17 protein-coding genes are annotated in these 18,789 nt (G+C 36.0%); 13 read left to right on the top strand and 4 right to left on the bottom strand.

Annotated features, from left to right (window positions below; genetic code table 11):
* Positions 1-173 precede the first annotated feature (173 nt).
* From LC457_RS17325 to LC457_RS17310, 4 genes are all read left to right on the top strand, one after another.
* A complete protein-coding gene (locus LC457_RS17325) occupies positions 174-2,315 on the top strand; it encodes a M3 family metallopeptidase (protein ID WP_223601016.1) in 2,142 nt (713 codons plus the stop codon).
* 79 nt (positions 2,316-2,394) lie between these two features.
* Positions 2,395-3,153, top strand: coding sequence for a hypothetical protein (locus LC457_RS17320; RefSeq protein ID WP_223601015.1), 759 nt, complete (start codon positions 2,395-2,397; stop codon positions 3,151-3,153).
* A 2-nt stretch (positions 3,154-3,155) separates the two neighbouring features.
* Complete coding sequence (locus LC457_RS17315) at positions 3,156-3,587, top strand: hypothetical protein (protein WP_223601014.1); 432 nt, start codon at positions 3,156-3,158, stop codon at positions 3,585-3,587.
* A gap of 301 nt (positions 3,588-3,888) precedes the next feature.
* Entirely contained in the window at positions 3,889-4,266 is a 378-nt protein-coding gene (locus LC457_RS17310; RefSeq protein ID WP_223601013.1) for a YchJ family protein, read from the top strand.
* Between the two features lie 188 nt (positions 4,267-4,454).
* Here LC457_RS17310 and LC457_RS17305 read toward each other — a convergent pair whose 3' ends face one another.
* Together LC457_RS17305 and LC457_RS17300 are read right to left on the bottom strand one after the other, a co-directional pair.
* Positions 4,455-4,955 carry a peptidylprolyl isomerase gene (locus tag LC457_RS17305; RefSeq protein ID WP_223601012.1) on the bottom strand — a complete coding sequence of 167 codons (501 nt, stop codon included), beginning with the start codon at positions 4,953-4,955 and terminating at the stop codon, positions 4,455-4,457.
* A gap of 145 nt (positions 4,956-5,100) precedes the next feature.
* Positions 5,101-5,349: a VF530 family DNA-binding protein gene (locus LC457_RS17300; protein ID WP_223601011.1), complete on the bottom strand. Its 249-nt coding sequence runs from the start codon at positions 5,347-5,349 to the stop codon at positions 5,101-5,103.
* 125 nt (positions 5,350-5,474) lie between these two features.
* Between LC457_RS17300 and LC457_RS17295 the strand changes: the two genes are divergently transcribed.
* From LC457_RS17295 to LC457_RS17260, 8 genes are all read left to right on the top strand, one after another.
* A complete protein-coding gene (locus LC457_RS17295) occupies positions 5,475-5,630 on the top strand; it encodes a hypothetical protein (protein ID WP_167498927.1) in 156 nt (51 codons plus the stop codon).
* 46 nt (positions 5,631-5,676) lie between these two features.
* A complete protein-coding gene (locus LC457_RS17290) occupies positions 5,677-6,882 on the top strand; it encodes an exonuclease subunit SbcD (RefSeq protein WP_223601010.1) in 1,206 nt (401 codons plus the stop codon).
* 3 nt (positions 6,883-6,885) lie between these two features.
* A complete protein-coding gene (locus LC457_RS17285; RefSeq protein ID WP_223601009.1) occupies positions 6,886-9,921 on the top strand; it encodes an AAA family ATPase in 3,036 nt (1,011 codons plus the stop codon).
* A gap of 159 nt (positions 9,922-10,080) precedes the next feature.
* Entirely contained in the window at positions 10,081-11,169 is a 1,089-nt protein-coding gene (locus LC457_RS23465; RefSeq protein ID WP_223601008.1) for a sensor histidine kinase, read from the top strand.
* A gap of 3 nt (positions 11,170-11,172) precedes the next feature.
* Positions 11,173-11,847, top strand: coding sequence for a LytTR family DNA-binding domain-containing protein (locus tag LC457_RS17275; RefSeq protein WP_223601007.1), 675 nt, complete (start codon positions 11,173-11,175; stop codon positions 11,845-11,847).
* A gap of 378 nt (positions 11,848-12,225) precedes the next feature.
* A complete protein-coding gene (locus LC457_RS17270) occupies positions 12,226-12,960 on the top strand; it encodes an intradiol ring-cleavage dioxygenase (protein ID WP_223601006.1) in 735 nt (244 codons plus the stop codon).
* A 143-nt stretch (positions 12,961-13,103) separates the two neighbouring features.
* The gene (locus tag LC457_RS17265; protein ID WP_223601005.1) at positions 13,104-13,751 is read left to right on the top strand and encodes a hypothetical protein; all 648 of its coding nucleotides are present in this window, start codon (positions 13,104-13,106) and stop codon (positions 13,749-13,751) included.
* A gap of 28 nt (positions 13,752-13,779) precedes the next feature.
* The gene (locus LC457_RS17260) at positions 13,780-14,277 is read left to right on the top strand and encodes a hypothetical protein (RefSeq protein ID WP_223601004.1); all 498 of its coding nucleotides are present in this window, start codon (positions 13,780-13,782) and stop codon (positions 14,275-14,277) included.
* Between the two features lie 54 nt (positions 14,278-14,331).
* Here LC457_RS17260 and LC457_RS17255 read toward each other — a convergent pair whose 3' ends face one another.
* Entirely contained in the window at positions 14,332-15,357 is a 1,026-nt protein-coding gene (locus LC457_RS17255) for an LLM class flavin-dependent oxidoreductase (protein ID WP_223601003.1), read from the bottom strand.
* Between the two features lie 329 nt (positions 15,358-15,686).
* On the bottom strand, positions 15,687-17,825 hold the full coding sequence (locus LC457_RS17250; protein ID WP_223601002.1) for a DPP IV N-terminal domain-containing protein: 2,139 nt from the start codon (positions 17,823-17,825) through the stop codon (positions 15,687-15,689).
* Positions 17,826-18,268: 443 nt separating this feature from the next.
* Here LC457_RS17250 and LC457_RS17245 point away from each other — a divergent pair, with 443 nt between their 5' ends.
* Positions 18,269-18,781 (top strand): YceI family protein, encoded by a 513-nt coding sequence (locus LC457_RS17245; RefSeq protein ID WP_213278042.1) that lies wholly within the window; start codon positions 18,269-18,271, stop codon positions 18,779-18,781.
* Positions 18,782-18,789: the final 8 nt, after the last annotated feature.

Raw genomic sequence — 18,789 nt, 5'->3', positions numbered from 1 at the left:
ATACTGCAATTGTCTGCAATACAGTTTTTTCAGAATGAAACTGATGTACTCTGTAATACCTAACTTATTCATTTTAAAACCACTCACAAAACGGTTTGAGTAAATACGTCTGTCAAAATAGATTCTATGAGACAAGTTTTTAATATCTTTATGCTTTAATAACAACTATATTTATGAAGAATATTTCATCGGTATTATTAATTTCTGCCTTGGCGTTCAATCAATCTTGTACTACAATGAAACAGACCGATATTCAACAGGAGCTACCTGCACCTGATCCCTCTTTATCTTCAAATCCTTTTATGAAGAAGAGCAAGCTTCAATACGAAGCTCCGGAGTTTGACAAAATCAAAAATGAGCACTTCAAACCTGCTTTTGAATATGGTTTGAAGCAGCATGAAGCTGAAATTGTAAAAATTGCCAACAATCCGGCTGCCCCTACTTTTGAAAATACAATTGTTGCATTGGAAAAAAGTGGTGAAGTCTTGAGAAGAGCACAAATTGTATTCTCTAATCTTACAAGTGCAAATACAAACCCTACACTGCAGGCATTAGACGAAGAATATGCACCTATTTTTGCAGCCCATTCTGACAAACTGTACCTGAATGAAAATCTTTATAAAAGAATACAGTCTATCAAAGAAGATGGTCTTGATTCTGAAAGCAAACGACTTGTACAATATTATAAGCAGAATTTTGAAATTGCAGGAGCTAATCTTTCCGCGGCTGATAAAGAAAAATTAAAGCAGATCAATCAGGAACTGGCTTCCCTTTCTACACAATATTCTAATAAATTATTGGAAGCAAGAAAGCAGGGAGGTGTATTTTTTGCTGATACAAAAGAACTGGACGGACTTTCTGCTGATGAGATTGCAGCAGCAGCAGCTGATGCTAAAACAGCAGGTCAACCTGGAAAATATCTTCTGGCTTTACAAAATACAACACAGCAGCCTCTTTTACAAAATTTGAAAAACAGAGCTACCAGAGAAAAGCTATTCAAAGCTTCATGGACAAGAGCTGAAAAAGGAGATGCTAACGATACGAGATCAACTATTGAAAAACTGGCTAAACTGAGATTGAAAAAAGCTCAGATTTTAGGAAAGAAAAACTTTGCTGAATGGAAACTTCAGGACCAGATGGCAAAAACACCTGAAGCGGCTACTAATCTGATGAACCAAATTGCAACTCCGGCAGTGGAAACAGCCAGACGTGAGGCAAAAGATATTCAGGATCTTATTGATCAGCAAAAAGGTGGTTTCAAAGTAGAGCCTTGGGACTGGAATTTCTATGCTGAGCAGGTAAGAAAAGCTAAATTTGATCTTGATGAAAGTGAAATAAAACCTTACTTTGAAATTACAACAGTTCTTGAAAAAGGTGTTTTCTTCGCTGCTGAAAAATTCTATGGACTGACTTTCAAAAAGAGAACAGATCTTCCGGTTTACCACCCCGATGTAGTAACCTATGAAGTTTTCGATCATGATGGAAAATCTATCGCCATCTACTATCTGGATTTCTATACAAGAGATTCTAAAAACGGAGGAGCATGGATGAGCAATTTCGTTGAGCAGTCTTATTTATTAGGAACAAAACCTGTAATCGTTAACTGTTATAACTATCAGAAACCGGCTCCAGGAAAACCTTCATTAATCAGCTATGATGATGTTTCTACTATTTTCCATGAATTTGGTCACTCTATTCACGGAATGTTTGCCAGCCAGAAATATCCTTCCCTTTCAGGAACGAATGTACCAAGAGACTTCGTGGAATTCCCGTCTCAGATCAATGAGCACTGGGCTTTAGATCCTGTAGTTCTGAAGAACTATGCTGTACATTATGAAACAAAACAGCCTATTCCACAGGCTTTGGTAGATAAAATCAAAAAAGCATCTACTTTCAATCAGGGATATATGACTACCGAATTGGTTTCTGCTGCTGAACTTGATATGGATTGGCACACCGTAAGCAATGACAGTCAGTTTATTCCTGTTTTAGATTTTGAAAAGCAGTCTTTGGCCAGCCATGGATTCAATTTGGCAACGGTTCCTCCAAGATACCATACTCCTTATTTTGCACACATCTGGGGAGGTGGATATTCAGCGGGATATTACGCTTATTTATGGTCTGAAACTTTAGATAATGATGCATGGGAATGGATCAGTAAAAACGGTGGATTAACCAGAGAAAATGGTGACCGTTTCAGAAAATACATTCTTTCTGTAGGAAATTCTGTTGATCTTAACCAGGCATTCAGAGACTTTACAGGACATGATCCGGATATCAAACCTTTATTGAGAAACCGAGGTTTTATTAAATAATCATATGATCATCAATACAGGTATAAAAGTATTGTCCTCATTAATCATTCTGACTTGCTTTTCAATTAAAAATAAAAGATTGGAAAACAGGTCAGAATCTTTATTAAAAAAACATACTGATACCATTACCAATAAGGAATTAGAAGAATATATTAAAGAAGAAAGAAAATATCTGGATTCCCAATGTGTTGCTGAAACGGTAAGAGCCGAAGCAGATATAAAAAAAGGCAAGCTTGTCTATTTTCATTACTTTGGAATGGTAAAAAGTTACAGAAGCAATGATGAAATGGATGTTCTTTTGAAACAAAATAATATCGAAGCAGGAACTGCTCTTTATTACTGCACTGTTCCACTGGAACTGCAAAATTGTTATGAAGGTGTAATGTCAAAGGAAATCAAGAGAAAATTTGGGCCAAAGTTTATTGACTCTTTGAGACACATCGCAGATTTGCAGTATATTAAAAAGAACATAGACAAGATCTATGATTTTGAAGAATGCGATACCATTTCAAGGTATCCGGGCAGCAAATCTTACGGAGATTTTTTCAAAGATTATGAAAAAAACTTTTGGAAAGATATAAAGTATCCGGATGAATTTGAATACCGGAAAGACAAAGATTTTTATTCTTCTATTTCAGCGAAATTTACCCTGCATAAAAATGGGACGGTCTCAGACATAGATATTGATCTTACCTTCCAGAATAAAAAAAATTATAAGTACTCATCCTACTTTATCAACGAAACTAAAAACTTTATAAAAAAAACAAAATGGGTCCCTGCCAAGACTATGGGAATAACAGTAAACAGCAGGGTTCCTCTCACATTATTTTTTAAATAACCATGAAAAAAATTATTACAGCAACATTATTATTAGCCTTTGGAGCAATATATGCACAAAAAGGGCAAGCAAAACCACAGGCCAACAAAATAGACAACAAGCTTGTAGGTCTATGGAAAGGAAGTGAAAAAGATCAGCAGATCGTTGGTATGGAAAAACGTTGGGTAATGGAAAGAAAAGCAGACGGTACTTTTATGCTTATTTTCACAGCTATCCAGGATTGCAACATCGATCAGGTCATCGAGAGAGGTCAATGGTGGATTGAGAAAGGAGAATTTCATGAACTCCACTTTAATTCAGGAAAAACAGACATCTATACTTATACGGTTATAGATCCATCACATGTCAAATTCAATTCAAAAGAACAGGCGTTGGATATGGCAAATGCTAATTATAGCTTTATTGATACTAAAATTGATGAAGACAATCAGTAAAAAATAACGGGAAGCATTCTTTAAATAGAGTGCTTCTTTTTTTAGATTTAAATTGACATGACCTTTTAAATCCGAGAAAAGTATAGAATTTATTCAATAGAAATTTTCATGTCTCAAGTTTTGGCTAAAGCCGTTGGATTTTGTTTGTCTATTTTTTAACGGGCTAAAGCCCGTTTCTATTGAATTTGAAATACTTTATGATAATATTTGGGCAAAGTATTAAAATGATAAAACTCGTGAATCAAAACCCTGTTCTATTGATATTTATTATTTTTGCAATTCAACATTTAAAATACAATATATGAATTGCCCCTGCTGTTCAGGAAAATCATACGAAGAATGCTGCAAGCCTTATCACACCGGAGAAAAACATGCTCCTACTGCTGAAGCACTGATGCGTTCAAGGTTCTCTGCTTTTGCCATTCCGAATGGCGAATATCTGATGGAAACTACCCTTCCGGGAAAAAGAAAATACCACAATAAAAGAGATCTTCAGGAATGGGGAGAAATCAACCAATGGACAAAGCTGGAAATTATCAGGACTCCTGCTTTAAATCAGGTAGAGTTTAAAGCTTATTATACAGATCAGGACGGTCATCCGCAGCTTCATCATGAGTTTTCCTTTTTTCAGAAAATGCATGAACGCTGGTATTATGTTTCAGGGGAGTTTTTGGATTAATACGACGACAAAGAACTTTATACTTTTCTGTTATAAACCACCCCGTCAAAAATTCTTTGAATTTTCGCCACCCCTCCGGAAGAGGGGAATGCCTCAGTAAATATTGTACATTGATACATAAAAATCCCCACAGACAGTTCTGTGGGGATTTTTTATCTTTTATCCAAAAATGATTGGATTAATATTTTTTAGTGAGCATCTGTTCCATCAATTCCGTGAGCGTGACCATGTGCCAATTCTTCTTCAGTTGCCGGACGAGTGCTTAAAACTTCTACATCGAAATCTAACACTTTTCCTGCCATTGGGTGGTTAAGATCTGCAACTACAACTTCTGGTGTTACTTCTACCACAAATGCCTGGAAATTGTTCCCCTGGTTATCAGATAAAGGTAAGATAGCTCCGAGAGGTGGAGTTCCTGATTCTTTAAACATCTCAATTGGCAATTGAGCGATAGCGTCAGGCTGTCTTTCACCATAAGCTTCTTCAGGCTGAATTACAAAAGCAGCTTTATCACCAGCTTTTAAACCTAAGATATTTTGTTCAAACTTTGGAATCATCATTCCTACACCATACAAAAATGTAAGTGGATTTTCTGCTGTTGTTTCTTCTACAAGAACTTTAGTTCCGTCCGCTTCGATAGTGTGAAGAATGTAACGTACAGCTACAACGTGATTGTTTTCGATTGTCATATTTTTTCTTTTTTTCGTGATTGCGTTTCACGATTAATGTTACAAATATACTATTTTTGAAATGATTCGGTAAGCTTGGAAGTTAGGAGATGGAAGAAGGAACTATGAAAGGCATAAAGAAAAATAGATCTTCTTTTTACAGCTTTTATTTTTTTCTGCCCTCCTCTCTTTTTTTCTGTCTCAGGACAAAGAGATACAAACTTTCTACTTTTGTTCTTGCCCAAGGTGTTTTTCGCAAAAATTTCAGAGAAGAACTGATGCTCGGATTATCTGTAAAGCATTTTATATTGATCTGCTTACCTAACTCTTCAAAGCCCTGATAGTATTCTACCAATTCTTCAAGGATAGCATCAAGCCTTTTTCCGTGTAGAGGATCTTTGGACTGTTGTTCCATCTTTTTTTTTGCAAAATTAATTTATTATAAGTTTATACGGAAATCCACACCCCTTCTTCCCTTTTTGTTTCTTATTTTTGATGAAGCTATTTCGTAGCTGTAAAAATTATTCGTTAGCAACAAATATGAGTAAAAACAACGAAGCAAACAGAAAGAAAAATAAAAAGCAAATTGATCAGAAAAAACGAAAAATACAGAATGCAGAAGCAGAAAGGAAAGCTCGTTTAAAACAAATTCTGGAAGATTTCAAAGTAAAAGAAGAAACAGATAATCAACCATAAATCCGTTCATTATTCAACTTATTTACTTTAAACAATAATAAATTTTATGAAAATTCTGCATACTGCCGACTGGCATTTGGGAAAAAGACTGGACCGCTTTTCACGTATGGAAGAGCAAATTCTGGTAATGGAAGAGATCATAGGCATTGCCGATGAGGAACATGCAGATCTTATTCTTGTTGCCGGTGATCTTTTTGATAATTTTAATCCCGGAGTAGAAGCCGTTGAGCTTTTTTATAAAACCCTGAAACGTTTATCCCTGAATGGGAAACGTCCTGTGATTGCTATTTCCGGGAATCATGATTCTCCAAGCTTAATCAACGCTCCTGATCCACTGGCCCGGGAATGCGGAATTATTTTAATTGGCCATCCCAAAGCAGAGATCAAGCCTTTCGGAACAGAATATTTCAACATTTCAAACTCAAAGGCAGGTTTTATAGAACTGAAAATTGAAGGTATAGATTTTCCTGTAAGAATTCTTCATACCCCTTTCGCCAATGAAATCCGTCTAAAGGAATATTTTGGTGAAAATAAAGACGAAGAAATCAATAAGGTGCTTTCAGAGACATGGAAAAGTCTTGCAGATCAGTTCTGCGATGATTGCGGAGTTAATCTTCTGACTGCCCATTTGTATATGAATAAGAGGGGTGCAGAAATTCTAGAAGAACCTGAAGGAGAAAAACCCATTAAAATCGGGAATGCAGATTTGATATTTTCCGACACTATTCCTGGACAGATTCAATATACGGCATTGGGTCACCTTCATAGCTTTCAGAATATCGGAACGAAAGAAAAGCCCGTTGTTTACTCATCTTCTCCCCTTTGCTACAGTTTCAGTGAGGCAGGGCAGACAAAGTACGTTTCGATTATTGATGCGGAACCGGGAAAGGCAGTTACCTACGAAAAAAAAGCATTGAAAAAGGGACGAAATTTGGTGAGAAAAACATTTTCCTCTGTAGAAGATACAGTTCAATGGTTAGGTGAAAATCCCAACACATTTATAGAACTTACACTGGAAAGTGAGACTTTTTTAACAGCTGATGAAAGAAGGTTAATTTATCAATCTCATAACGGAATTGTTCACCTTATTCCAAAAGTCAAAAACCGGGAGCTTGCTGAAGAGCAAGGCCATGAAATCAATTTAAATCAGAATATTGATATCTTATTTAAAGATTATTTTAAATCTAAAAACGGCGGACAGGAAGCCAATGAAGAACTGATGAATTTGTTTAACGAAATTTTAAATGCATAAGCTATGATTCCTGTTCAATTAACTATCGAAGGACTTTACTCTTATCAGGAACGCCAGACCATTGATTTCAGAAATCTTACCGAAGCCGGATTGTTCGGTATTTTCGGTGCGGTAGGTTCCGGAAAATCATCAGTGCTGGAAGCCATTTCGTTTGCTCTATATGGAGAAACGGAACGTCTGAACATGCGTGACAAAAGGGCTTATAACATGATGAATTTAAAATCAAACAGTTCTTATATTGAATTTGATTTTGTGAATTATGAGAATAAACTCTTCCGTGCTACCCGCGACTTTAAAAGAAATTCAAAAAAATTTGAGGAGGTAAAGCCCAATGCGGTTACTTTCTATGAAAATATCGATGGCAAATGGGTTCCTTTGGACCACTCTAATGCAGAACTTATCATCGGTTTAAGCTATTCCAATTTTAAAAGAACCATCATCATTCCCCAAGGTCAGTTCAAAGAATTCCTTGAATTGGGTGCTGCAGAACGAACGAATATGATGAAGGAAATCTTTAATCTTCAGAAATTTGATCTTCAGAACAATGTTTCTGTACTCAATGTAAAAAACAGATCTGAACTGGATCAGCTTGAAGGCCAGTTAAAAGGATTTGAAGAAATCAATGAGGAGAAAATCCTAATGCAGAAAGAGCAGTTGTCCGAAGAACAGAAAATTCTCTCAGAATCGAATGCAAAACTGGAAAGGATTTCCAATACTTATCAACAGCTGAAAAACTTAAAAAGTGATTTTGACAGTTTACAGCAGAATAAGGAAAAATTCAGTAAACTTTCTGAAGAGAAACCTCAGATAGATGCGTTGGAAGTACAGACAGAATTATATGACCGCGTTTTCAGGCTCTTCAATCCACTGATTATTGAGAAAAATAAGCTTTCAAAGGAAATTGCAGAGAAGCGGAACGAGAGAGAAGAACAAGTGAAAGCATGGCAGGAAACTGAAAAAGCGTTTAATATCATAAAAGAACAGCTCGCTGCACTTGAACCACAATTTAATGCTTTAGACCATTCTAGAATTCAGGAAAATGATATGAATCTTATTATTCAGATCCTGAAGTTTTCTGAAGAGATCAAAACCCTGAATGAAAGAACTCAGAAAGGTTCCGAAAAGGTAAAGGAGGTAGATCTCAATAAAGAGAAGATTCAAAAGAAGATTGATGAACTTTCTTCACAGGTTAAAATATTGAAAGAACAAAAACTGGATTCCGCTTTACTTTCTGAGGTGGGAAAATGGTTTATTCAACAAAAGAATTTAAAAAAGTTACAGCAGGAACAGACTGAAAAGATAGAGAAACATCAAAAACAGATTGAAGAAATTGCTAAGGAATTAAAACCTTTTGCTTATAACGAAAATTATAAAGAAGATTTCAAAAACAGGAAAGAAGCATTAGAAGTAAAGAAAAAAGAGCTTTCTCAGAAACTGGATCATCTTAAAATACAAAAAGAGCTTTCCCGTTTTGCCAGCGAGCTTCATGAGGGAGAAAACTGTCCTCTTTGTGGTTCTAAGGAACATCCGCATATTGTGGAATTTCATGATGTCAATACTGAACTGCAGGAAAGTCAGGAGAACATTACAACTGTTGAGCAGGAAGTAAATAACCTTCAAAAGAAGGAAACTGAAATTGATAAAATTCTGGACCGCAAAAAAATCTTTGAGGAACAGCTTCTTTCGGAACAGAAAATTATTCTTCAGATTCAGAAGGATCTTGAAAATCATCTTCTGAATTTCACATGGAAACCATTCTCTCCGGATCAGGAAGAGGAATTTGAGAAAAAACGTTCCGACTCATTTGCTTTAGAAAAAAAGATTGAAGAACTGGAGCGAAACATTGCTTTGGAAAGAGAATCTTTAGAAAAAGAAAGCAAAACACTGGAAAAATATAAAAGTGCTTTGGAAGCTTTCCGGATGGAAGAAGTTTCAAAGCAGGAACAGATCAATATCAGTCGTTCAGGACTTAAAATTCTGGAGTGGAATCTGTATGCTCAAAAGGAAATAACAGAGGTTGATGATGCGTATCAAAAGCTGGTAAGATCTAATAAAGAAACTGAGGAAAACTATCAAAAGGCATTACAACAGGAAAAAATTCTTTCTCCAAAACTGGCAGAGCAAAAAGCTATTGTCAGCCAATCTGAAAAACAGATCGCAGAGTTTGAGAAGGAAATTTCCGGTAATGAAGAAGCTATTACGAAAGCTTTGGCAGATCAGAATTTCATTGAGTTCAAAGAGGTTGAAAATATCTTACTTCAGGATATCAATATTCAACTTGTGAGAACTAAAATCCAGAATTTTAAAGTTGATTTTGAAGCTTTGAAGAAATTCATCAATGAGTTGGAATTAAAGCTGAAAGGACTTTCATTCGATAATGAACAGTTTTCTCTGGCTGAGCAACAGTTCAATGAAGCCCAAATTGAGCAGAAAAAAATCAGTGATTCTGTCGTAACAAAAACGGCTGAAATAGATCGTCTGGAAAAAGAATTCGTGAAAAAAGGAGATCTTCTGAAAGAGCTGGCAAAGCTTCAGAAACGTTCTGAGAATTTAAAGGTAATGATGAATCTGTTTAAAGGAGCAGGTTTTGTACAATATGTTTCTTCGATTTATCTGAGACAGCTTTGCGATCATGCCAATGTGCGTTTTCACCGTATGACCAGAAATCAGCTGAGTCTGCAGCTTAATGAAAATAATGATTTCGAGATCATCGATTACCTCAACGAAGGAAAAAGCAGAAGTGTAAAAACCCTTTCCGGAGGACAGGCATTCCAGGTATCTTTAAGTCTTGCTCTGGCACTTGCGGAAAGCGTTCAGGCCAATGCACAGGCCGATAAAAATTTCTTCTTTATTGATGAAGGTTTTGGAACTCAGGATACGGAATCTGTAAACATTGTATTTGAAACGCTCACCAATCTGATGAAAGAAAACAGGATTGTGGGGATTATTTCGCACGTTGAAGAACTGAAGGAAAAGATTCCTACAGCTCTGAATATTATCAAGGACGAAGAAAGAGGAAGTCTGATTGAGATAGTGTAAACGTACCATTACAACTACATTTTAAGTTCTAAAACTGTAAGTTTCATCTTATAAAAAGTACACCTGAGATTTTCATTTTGATCTCAGGTCTATTTTTATATAGGTCATTTCATTACATTTGAATTCAGAAAAGAATTGCATTTTAATTCATTATACTGCGTGAAAAAAATTGGTCAACATATTATCCTTATCCTGCTACTCTTAACAATTCCGATCGTTTCTTCACCGGATTTTGACGGGACATTATCTGTATTTAAGGTTTCTCCATTCCAGAGAGAGTTTATCCGTTTTGTGCTGGTGGTGATTTTTTTCTATGTCAACCTCAACCTGTTTCTCCCAAAGCTTTACAGCAAGAAGAAGTATGTTCTGTTTACAATCTGTCTCTTGCTATGTTTCGGACTCATGGTTTTTGTTCCGAATTACCTTACGGCAGAAAATAATATTTCTACCCCAGGTTTTCCCTCGCAGATGCTTCCGCCTCCCGTAAGCCCAAACGGAAATATACCGCCGCCGCCAATGGAAGGAAGATTTTCTCATGAAAATTTTCAGCAAAGAAATAAGGCTTCATATGGACAGATGATCTTTTCATCTCTTCTCCCTTTCCTTTTTTCATTCCTGTCTTCTCTTTTTATCTTTAAAAATATTGAGAAAAAAGAACTGGAACGCTCCAAAGCCAAGGCTGAATTATTAAGCTTAAAATACCAGCTGCAGCCCCACTTTTTATTCAATATTTTAAATTCTATTTACTCATTGGCCTTGCTTAAATCTGATGATACTCCCAATGGAATTCTGAAACTTTCCAATGTCATGCGTTACGTGGTACAGGAAAGCAGCAAAGATCTGGTAACGCTCAGCAAAGAAATTGAATATATAAAGGATTATATAGCTTTACAATTGCTCCGAACAGACAGCAGCCTTGATTTTTCCTATACTGAAACAGGAGAAACAAAAAGCCTTCAGATAGCTCCGTTTATTTTGGTTAACTTTATTGAAAATGCCTTTAAATATGGTTTTAATGCAGAGGAAAATTCAAAAATATCTGTCACAATAATTATCCAGGAAGAATCTGTGCATTTGAATGTTTTTAATAATATTGTAAACCACGCTATTACGGATGAAGAAAGCTTAAAAGTCGGATTGAAAAATACCCTTGAGCATTTACAACAGGTTTATCCGGGAAAACATTCTTTAAATACAATGAATGACGGAAGGACCTACAAAGTTGATTTAAAAATTAATTTACTGTAAACTATGATAAAAGCCATCGCCCTTGACGATGAAATTCTCGCCTTGAAAATCATTGAGAATTACGCCGGAAAAATTGAAAATCTGTCTCTGGAAAAGATCTTCAATACTCAAAGTGATGCACAAAAGTACCTCAACAAATTCCCTGTTGACCTCATCTTTCTGGATATAGAAATGCCTTCCAAAAATGGCATGGATTTTTATAAAAACATCTCCCAGAACACCAAAGTTATTTTTACCACAGCTTATTCAGAATATGCTGTAGACGCGTTCAGTATTAATGCTGTAGATTACCTGTTAAAGCCATTTTCTTTCGAAAGATTCAAAACAGCTGTTGAAAAAGTAAAAACCAATGCTGATACCGATGAAATAAAATACCTTTCCATACGCGCCGATTACAAACTTCATAAAATCAACTTTAATGATATTCTTCTGATTGAAGGGCTGGATGATTATATCCAGATTCATTTAACCGATCATTCTACCATTACCGCACGCTCCTCCATGAAAAACATTCTGGAAAAACTATCAGAAAAGGATTTTGTGAGAGTACACCGCTCCTATATTGTTCCTGTACAAAACATTAAAACGATTGTCAATCGCAGCATCCACATCGGAGAATTCATCATTCCTATTGGTGAAACGTATAAAGATCTTGTCATGAAGATTGTGAATAAGTAATTGGGTAAATTCTGATGGAGGCAGGAAGATGGAGATAGAAGTAATGAATATCTTTACCATACTTTGCTCTATTTCAAGTTTCATCCTCCAACTCTCATCAAAATTCTTAATAATTCTTAAAAAACACAGATTTACCGACACATTTTATTTGTTTACCTCATAAATTTTCCTGCATTGTTTTTTGAAAATACTTTTGGAATAAGAAAAGGTTAAAAGTTGTGAGAAAGAAGATAGAAGTTACTATTGAGCAAATGATTAATGATTTTGTTCTTCAGATAGTTTAAACTCGAACTATATATGTTTTATAGTTCTTAATAACTTCCCACTCCCAGCATCCTTCTTCCAGCCTTAAAGTATAATCTTAAAAAAAACTGTATTATGAAAACAATGAATAGAAAAGGCTTTCTGAAAAGTCTGGGCTTAGCAGGAGTAACAGCCGTTGCCGCTCCCCTTTTAATCCACTGCGGAAGTGACGATGATGTAATAAGTTCCTCATCCGGTACTTCTACTGAATCCGGTTCTACAGGATGCTCTGTCACAAACACAGAAACAGAAGGTCCATTTCCTACAAAATCTCCGTCTACTCTGGTTCAAAATAATATTGTAAGCGACAGAACAGGAGTTCCTTTTACCATTGCCATTACTGTTCAGAACGTAAATGCCAGCTGTGCAATTCTTCAAGGTGCTCTTGTAGACATCTGGCATTGTGATAAAGATGGAAATTATTCTGAATATGGAGGAACAGGAATGCAGTCTGCCAATTATACTTCTGTTCATTTTTTAAGAGGAAGGCAGACTACGGACGCCAATGGACAGGTCAGCTTTACTTCTATTTTCCCTGGCTGGTACAACGGAAGAGCTACCCATATCCATGTTCATGTTTATAATTCTGCCGGACAATCCCTATTGGTTACCCAGATTGCATTTCCTGAAGGAAGCGACAGCGCAGTAGTACAGGTAGCAGCAAGTACCGGTTATAAAGGAATGAACGGATATACCTACAATGCCAATGATAATGTATTTGGTGACGGGACGTCTAACGAGATGTCCAGTATTTCCGGAAGTGTCAGTGGAGGTTTTGCACTGACTCATACCATAAAAGTTTCGGCATAAATTCCGAAAAGTTCTTTAATATTAGTTATTACCCCATTTCCACAAAGCACAGGCCTGGTAAAGATGTGAATTATTCTAGTGTTACCTATCCTCAAAAGCAATGCATCAGTCTGTGCAGAGTGGAAATATTAAATCATACAGATATGTTAGTTCAGACCCCATCAAAAATTTTCAAAAATGATTTCAGAATCTGGCAGGAAAACGAGAAAAGTACAATGACAGAAATTCTGAAAGATGAAGAGCAGATCCATACTTTACTTAGTCTAAAGGAAGTGGTTCTGGACATTGAAGGAGAAGTGAGATTCAATTTTGATGATGAAAGAACTCTTCTCATTCTTCCTTTGTATGGGGAAATTATCATCTCTGATTTTTATGAACCTGTTTCAGCAGGAATGTCTCTTACCCTTAATACTCAATCAGGAAAAGATATTGTCATCAAAAATCTGGTGCATCATGACAGATCAGACTTTTTAATTTTTGAATTTAAAAAAGATGAATATACTCAGCAGTTTTCTAAAAATGAATTGGATTTCACTCTTAAAAACAATGTTTTCCAAATTTCAAAAACAGTACAAACCCCTAATTTCATTGGTCTTTACAATGGCCGTGCTGAAGGATATTATGCATTGAAAGAGTCAAACAAATCTATTTTCGGAATGGTTATCAATGGTGCATTTGAGTTTCAAAACAGACTGATGGAAAACCGGGATGCGATCCTTCTCCGGGATCTTGAAGAATTGGAGTTTGAAGCATTAAGTGAAAATGCATTGATCCTTTTTATGGAAATTTAAACATCTTTTATACCTCAAACGATGACCGATGAAAAAAATAAAACTTGCTTTTCGTATTGTTATTGATCAAAGTTCTGAAATGATTTGGGATCGGTATGTTTTTGATGATACCTATTTCGAATATAAAATTCAGCATCAGGCTTTTGATGAGAAAGAAAATCCAGTAAAGAATTATTGGGAGCTCCTTCAGAGAAATCCAAATGCGAAACAAATTCCTTTTTTATTGGGTGGTGCGGCCAGTAATTATGTTTCACAATTGGGTGGAGTGATCAGAAGTTTGCCTGATGTCTTAGGAAATACATTTTTCCCTTTTGATAATTTTAAGCTGGATCTTATTTCTTCCCATCTGGAAGATTCTTCCAAACATAAAATAGGACTTACCTTTTTTTCACCTGAATTGTTGCTGCTTGATATTATAGATAACAAATATTTACTCAGCAAAGAAGTGAATCAGGAAAATGGATGGGAAACATTCATGCTTCCATTTCATCCTCAGGTGGCAATTGCCTATTATCAGGAAATATAATTTTTGTGATTTCTATAAAAAAATCGCTGTTGAATGTTCAACAGCGGTTTTGTTTTATAAGTCTTTAATGACTGGTTTCACTTCTTTTCCAAATAGCTCAATAGACTTCATCATCACTTCATGAGCAGGATCTCCCACATCCATATGCCCGATAAATCTGGTAATTCCGAAAATCTCTTTCATATAAGCAATTTTGTCTGCTACTTCTGCCGGACTTCCGATAAATAAAGCACCGTCTTTGCTTCTTCCACCATCATACTGCGCTTTTGTGTAAGGAGCCCATCCTCTGGAAGCCCCAATCCTATCCATCTGGGATTTATAATTATGGAAATACCCATCTACTGATTTTTGATCGTCACTCACAAAAGTATGTGAATGAACGGCAATCTGCATCTTCGACACATCATGTCCTGCCTTTTGGTATTCCTGCTTATAGAATTCGATCAGATTTCTAAACTGAATTGGCATTCCTCCAATGATGGCTACCACTAAAGGCATTCCCAATTGTGCTGCGCTTAAAACAGACTGCGGAGTCCCTCCAACAGCTCTCCAGATGGAAAGTTTTCCGTCATTTTTTGCTCTTGGATATACCGTTTGATTCTGCATCGGGGCACGAAGTTTTCCTGACCAGCTTACATTTTCCTCAGAATTGATTTTCAGTAATAATTCTAATTTTTCGTCAAATAACTGTTCATAATCATTCAATGAATAACCATATAACGGAAATGATTCAATGAAGCTTCCACGGCCCACGAATATTTCTGCTCTTCCGTCTGAAATCAGATCCAGTGTTGAAAAATCTTCATATACTTTTACAGGCTCCGAGGAACTTAAAACAGTAACTCCACTGGCCAGTTTTATATTTTTTGTAATGCTTGCAGCCGCAGCCAATACTATTTCCGGAGAGGAAACAGCATAATCCGGACGATGATGCTCTCCCATAGCAAAAACATCAATCCCTACCTCATCCATCAATTTTACCTGATCCAGTATTTCACGGATCTTAATTCCTGCATCTCTATATTTTCCGGTTGACTGGTCAAAAGCCAAATCACCGAACATACCTATTCCTAATTCCATATTGTCGATTTTAGTGATACAAAGTTACCACTATGGAAAATCAAAAACATTGATGTTTGGTAAGATCAGAGTTCTTATTGTTCTAAACTATGATTTGTTGGAAAGCCAAAGGCGCAATTTTTGAAAAACTTATGATGCTGTAAGACGCAAGGATTTTATCTGCGATAAAATTTCATAATTCTAATACCATAAGAATTAATCCTTGCTGAAAATCTTTGATTTTCTTGCACCTTATAGCAACATAATCATAAAATTCTTTGCGCCTTTGCGTTTTCCAACAACTCTATTTATCAAAAAAAAAATCCAGCCGTTCCGGCTGGATTCTATTATTATTTCTTCAGATATAAATCAAAATAATCTGTAATTTTCTGCATCAAGTGAACTCTGTCTTTCCCTATCACGTTATGCGGATGTCCCGGATACGTAAAGTAATCCAACTGAACTCCGTTATCCACAGCAGATTTGATGAATTTTATAGAATGTTGCCATACTACTACATCATCCTGCGCCCCGTGAATCATCAGTAATTTTCCTTTCAGATTCTGAACTTTATCCAAAAGATTAGCAGCAGCATATCCTTGTGGATTTTCCTGTGGAGTGTCCATATATCTTTCTCCATACATGATTTCATACATGCTCCAGTCGATTACCGGTCCTCCTGCTACTCCTACTTTGAATACATCTGGTTTACGAAGCATGAAGCTTGTCGTCATAAATCCTCCGAAGCTCCATCCATGGATTCCCATTTTGTCTCCATTTACATAAGGAAGAGATTTTAAGTACTCTACCCCTTTCATCTGGTCATTCATTTCTGTTGTTCCCAGATTTCTGAATACAGCCTGCTCGAATTTCATTCCACGGTTAGAAGAACCTCTTCCATCCATTGTGAAGATGATGTACCCGTTCTGAGCCATGTATTCATACCAAAGGTTTCCGGAAGCCGGGAAGCTGTTTGTGATTAGCTGTAAGTGCGGTCCGTTATACAGATAAACAATAGTTGGATATTTTTTATTCGGATCAAAATTTGTTGGAAGGATAATTTTCCCATACAAAGGAGTACCGTCATCTGCCTTTAGTTCTACGTTTTTAATTTCCGGTCTCTGATAATTCTTTAATGGATTTTCAGAAGTAAGAATATTTGTAGATTTTAAATTGGTTGTATTAATAATATTAGCAACTCTAGGTGAATTGGCATTGCTGTATGCATCATAAAGATAGTTTCCATCACTGCTCAAAGTTCCGGCATGCATACCTTCTGCACTGTCCAGTCTCTGCATTTTGAAATTGGTCCAGTTGATTCTATATAAATGTCTTTCTAAAGGAGTTTCTTTTGTTGAAGTGAAATAGATTTCCTTTTTCTTTTCATTGAATCCTAAAATATCTGTTACCAGCCAGTCTCCTTTTGTGATTTGTGCTACTAGTCCTTTTTCTAAACTATAATGGAACAGGTGATTGTATCCTGTTCTCTGACTCTGCCAGATAAAGTCTGTATTGGAATTTGGGAAAAAAATAAGTGGATGCTGAGGCTCTACATATTTACTGTCTGTTTCTTCAAATAATGTTTTTACCAGTTCTCCGGTTGCAGCATCATATTGGTTCATTTTCATATGATTCTGACCTCTGTTCAGAACTCCCACAAAAATATACTTAGAATCCGGGCTCCATGTAACGGCTGTTAAATATTGATCTTTTTCACCTTCAACTTTTAAGAAAGTTGTAGCCTGAGTTTTAATATTGAAAACCCCTAATGTTACCTGATGAGAAGTCTGACCAGCCATCGGATATTTGATATTATGATTTACAGCAGGCGTTACAGACCAGTCAATGATAGGGTAATCCGCTACCATACTCTGATCCATTTTATAGAAAGCTACACTCTCGGAGTTGGGTGCAGGGAAAATTCCCGTATCAATTCCGAATTCATTTCTGTGAACAGCCTGTCCGCTGATGATATTTTCATTAGACTCATTCGTTACCGCAATGGTCTTCCCACTCCTATTTACAAATAAATTATTCTTTGCTGTAAACGCAAAAGTCTGGCCGTCACCAAACATTTTCACATTTGCAGCATCCTGATCTACAACAGCTGTATTTTTTACTTTCCAGTCGTTTCCTGATTTTTCAATCCACGACATTTTACCACCTGTAGTAAAATATCCATTGGAATTCCCTGTAAATTTGATAGCAGGAACAGCCTTCAGCTTATCATTGGATAAGTTTCTATTCAGTTGGCTTAACGAGATCAGGGTATCCTGTTTATTGGTTTTCAAATCTGTAATCAGATAACCGCCTTTCACAGCCTGGATATACGATTTTCCGTCTGCAGCCCATGAAAACTGGGAAATATTTTTTACGGCAAGGTTGGTTCTCATTCCATTTACAGCCTCCGCCATGGTAAACTTCTGGGTCTGGGCAAATGCTGAACTGCCCAAAACCAGCATTAATAAAGAAAATTTATGTAATTTCATTGTATAAAATTGAATCCTTCAAAAATAAGAAATAAAAACCATCCGTTAAGAAATGTTAAATTAAAACATTCATAAAATGGAATTCATGCTTTCAAAGAAATTATTTCTTAACTTAATAGTTGGATTTTTATAGGGATTAGAATAAGTCAATCGTGAATGGTCAATCCGCTCCGCTTGTCAATTTTTAAATTTTTGAACAGCTTTAACCATTCACATATGAGGCAAAATTGACCATTGATTATTAAATGAGTCAATTGTGAATTGTCAATTCGCTTTGCTTGTCAATTTTCATTTTGAACAGCCACAATCATTCACCGTTCACTTGCGAAGCAAAATTGACGATTGATGTAAAAAAATGAATTTCTTATCCTATATCAATGACTTGTATAGGTACTCTATCCTAGATTTGCATCATTAATAACAAACAAAAAATACAAAATACAATGGCAACAAAATGGATCTTAGACCCAACGCATAGTGAAATTACTTTCAAAGTAAAACACATGATGATTTCTAACGTAAAAGGAAGCTTCAGAACTTTCACTGCTGAAATTGAATCTGAAGACGAGTTTTTTGCAAACGCAAAAACTACAGCTACTATTCAAACAGATTCTGTATTCACAAACAATACAGACAGAGACAATCACTTGAAGTCTGCAGAATTTTTCAACGCTGAAGCACACCCTACGATCACTTTTGAATCTCAGGCATTAAATAATTCAATTGTTGGAAATCTTACTGTTAACGGAGTTACAAAACCTATCACTCTTGATGTAGACTTCGGAGGAATCAATGTAGACCCATGGGGAAATACAAAAGCAGGTTTCTCTTTTGAAGGAAAAATCAGCAGAAAAGATTTTGGATTAAACTGGAATGCAGCTCTTGAAGCAGGAGGTGTAATGGTAAGTGATGATGTAAAGATAGCTGGTGAATTACAGTTTGTAAAACAAGCATAATTTATAAC

It is taken from the genome of Chryseobacterium sp. GVT01B (assembly GCF_019970045.1).
Lineage (GTDB): Bacteria > Bacteroidota > Bacteroidia > Flavobacteriales > Weeksellaceae > Chryseobacterium.
The sequence above is the reverse complement of the archived record's forward strand: the minus strand, read 5'-3'. Positions and strand labels throughout refer to the sequence as shown.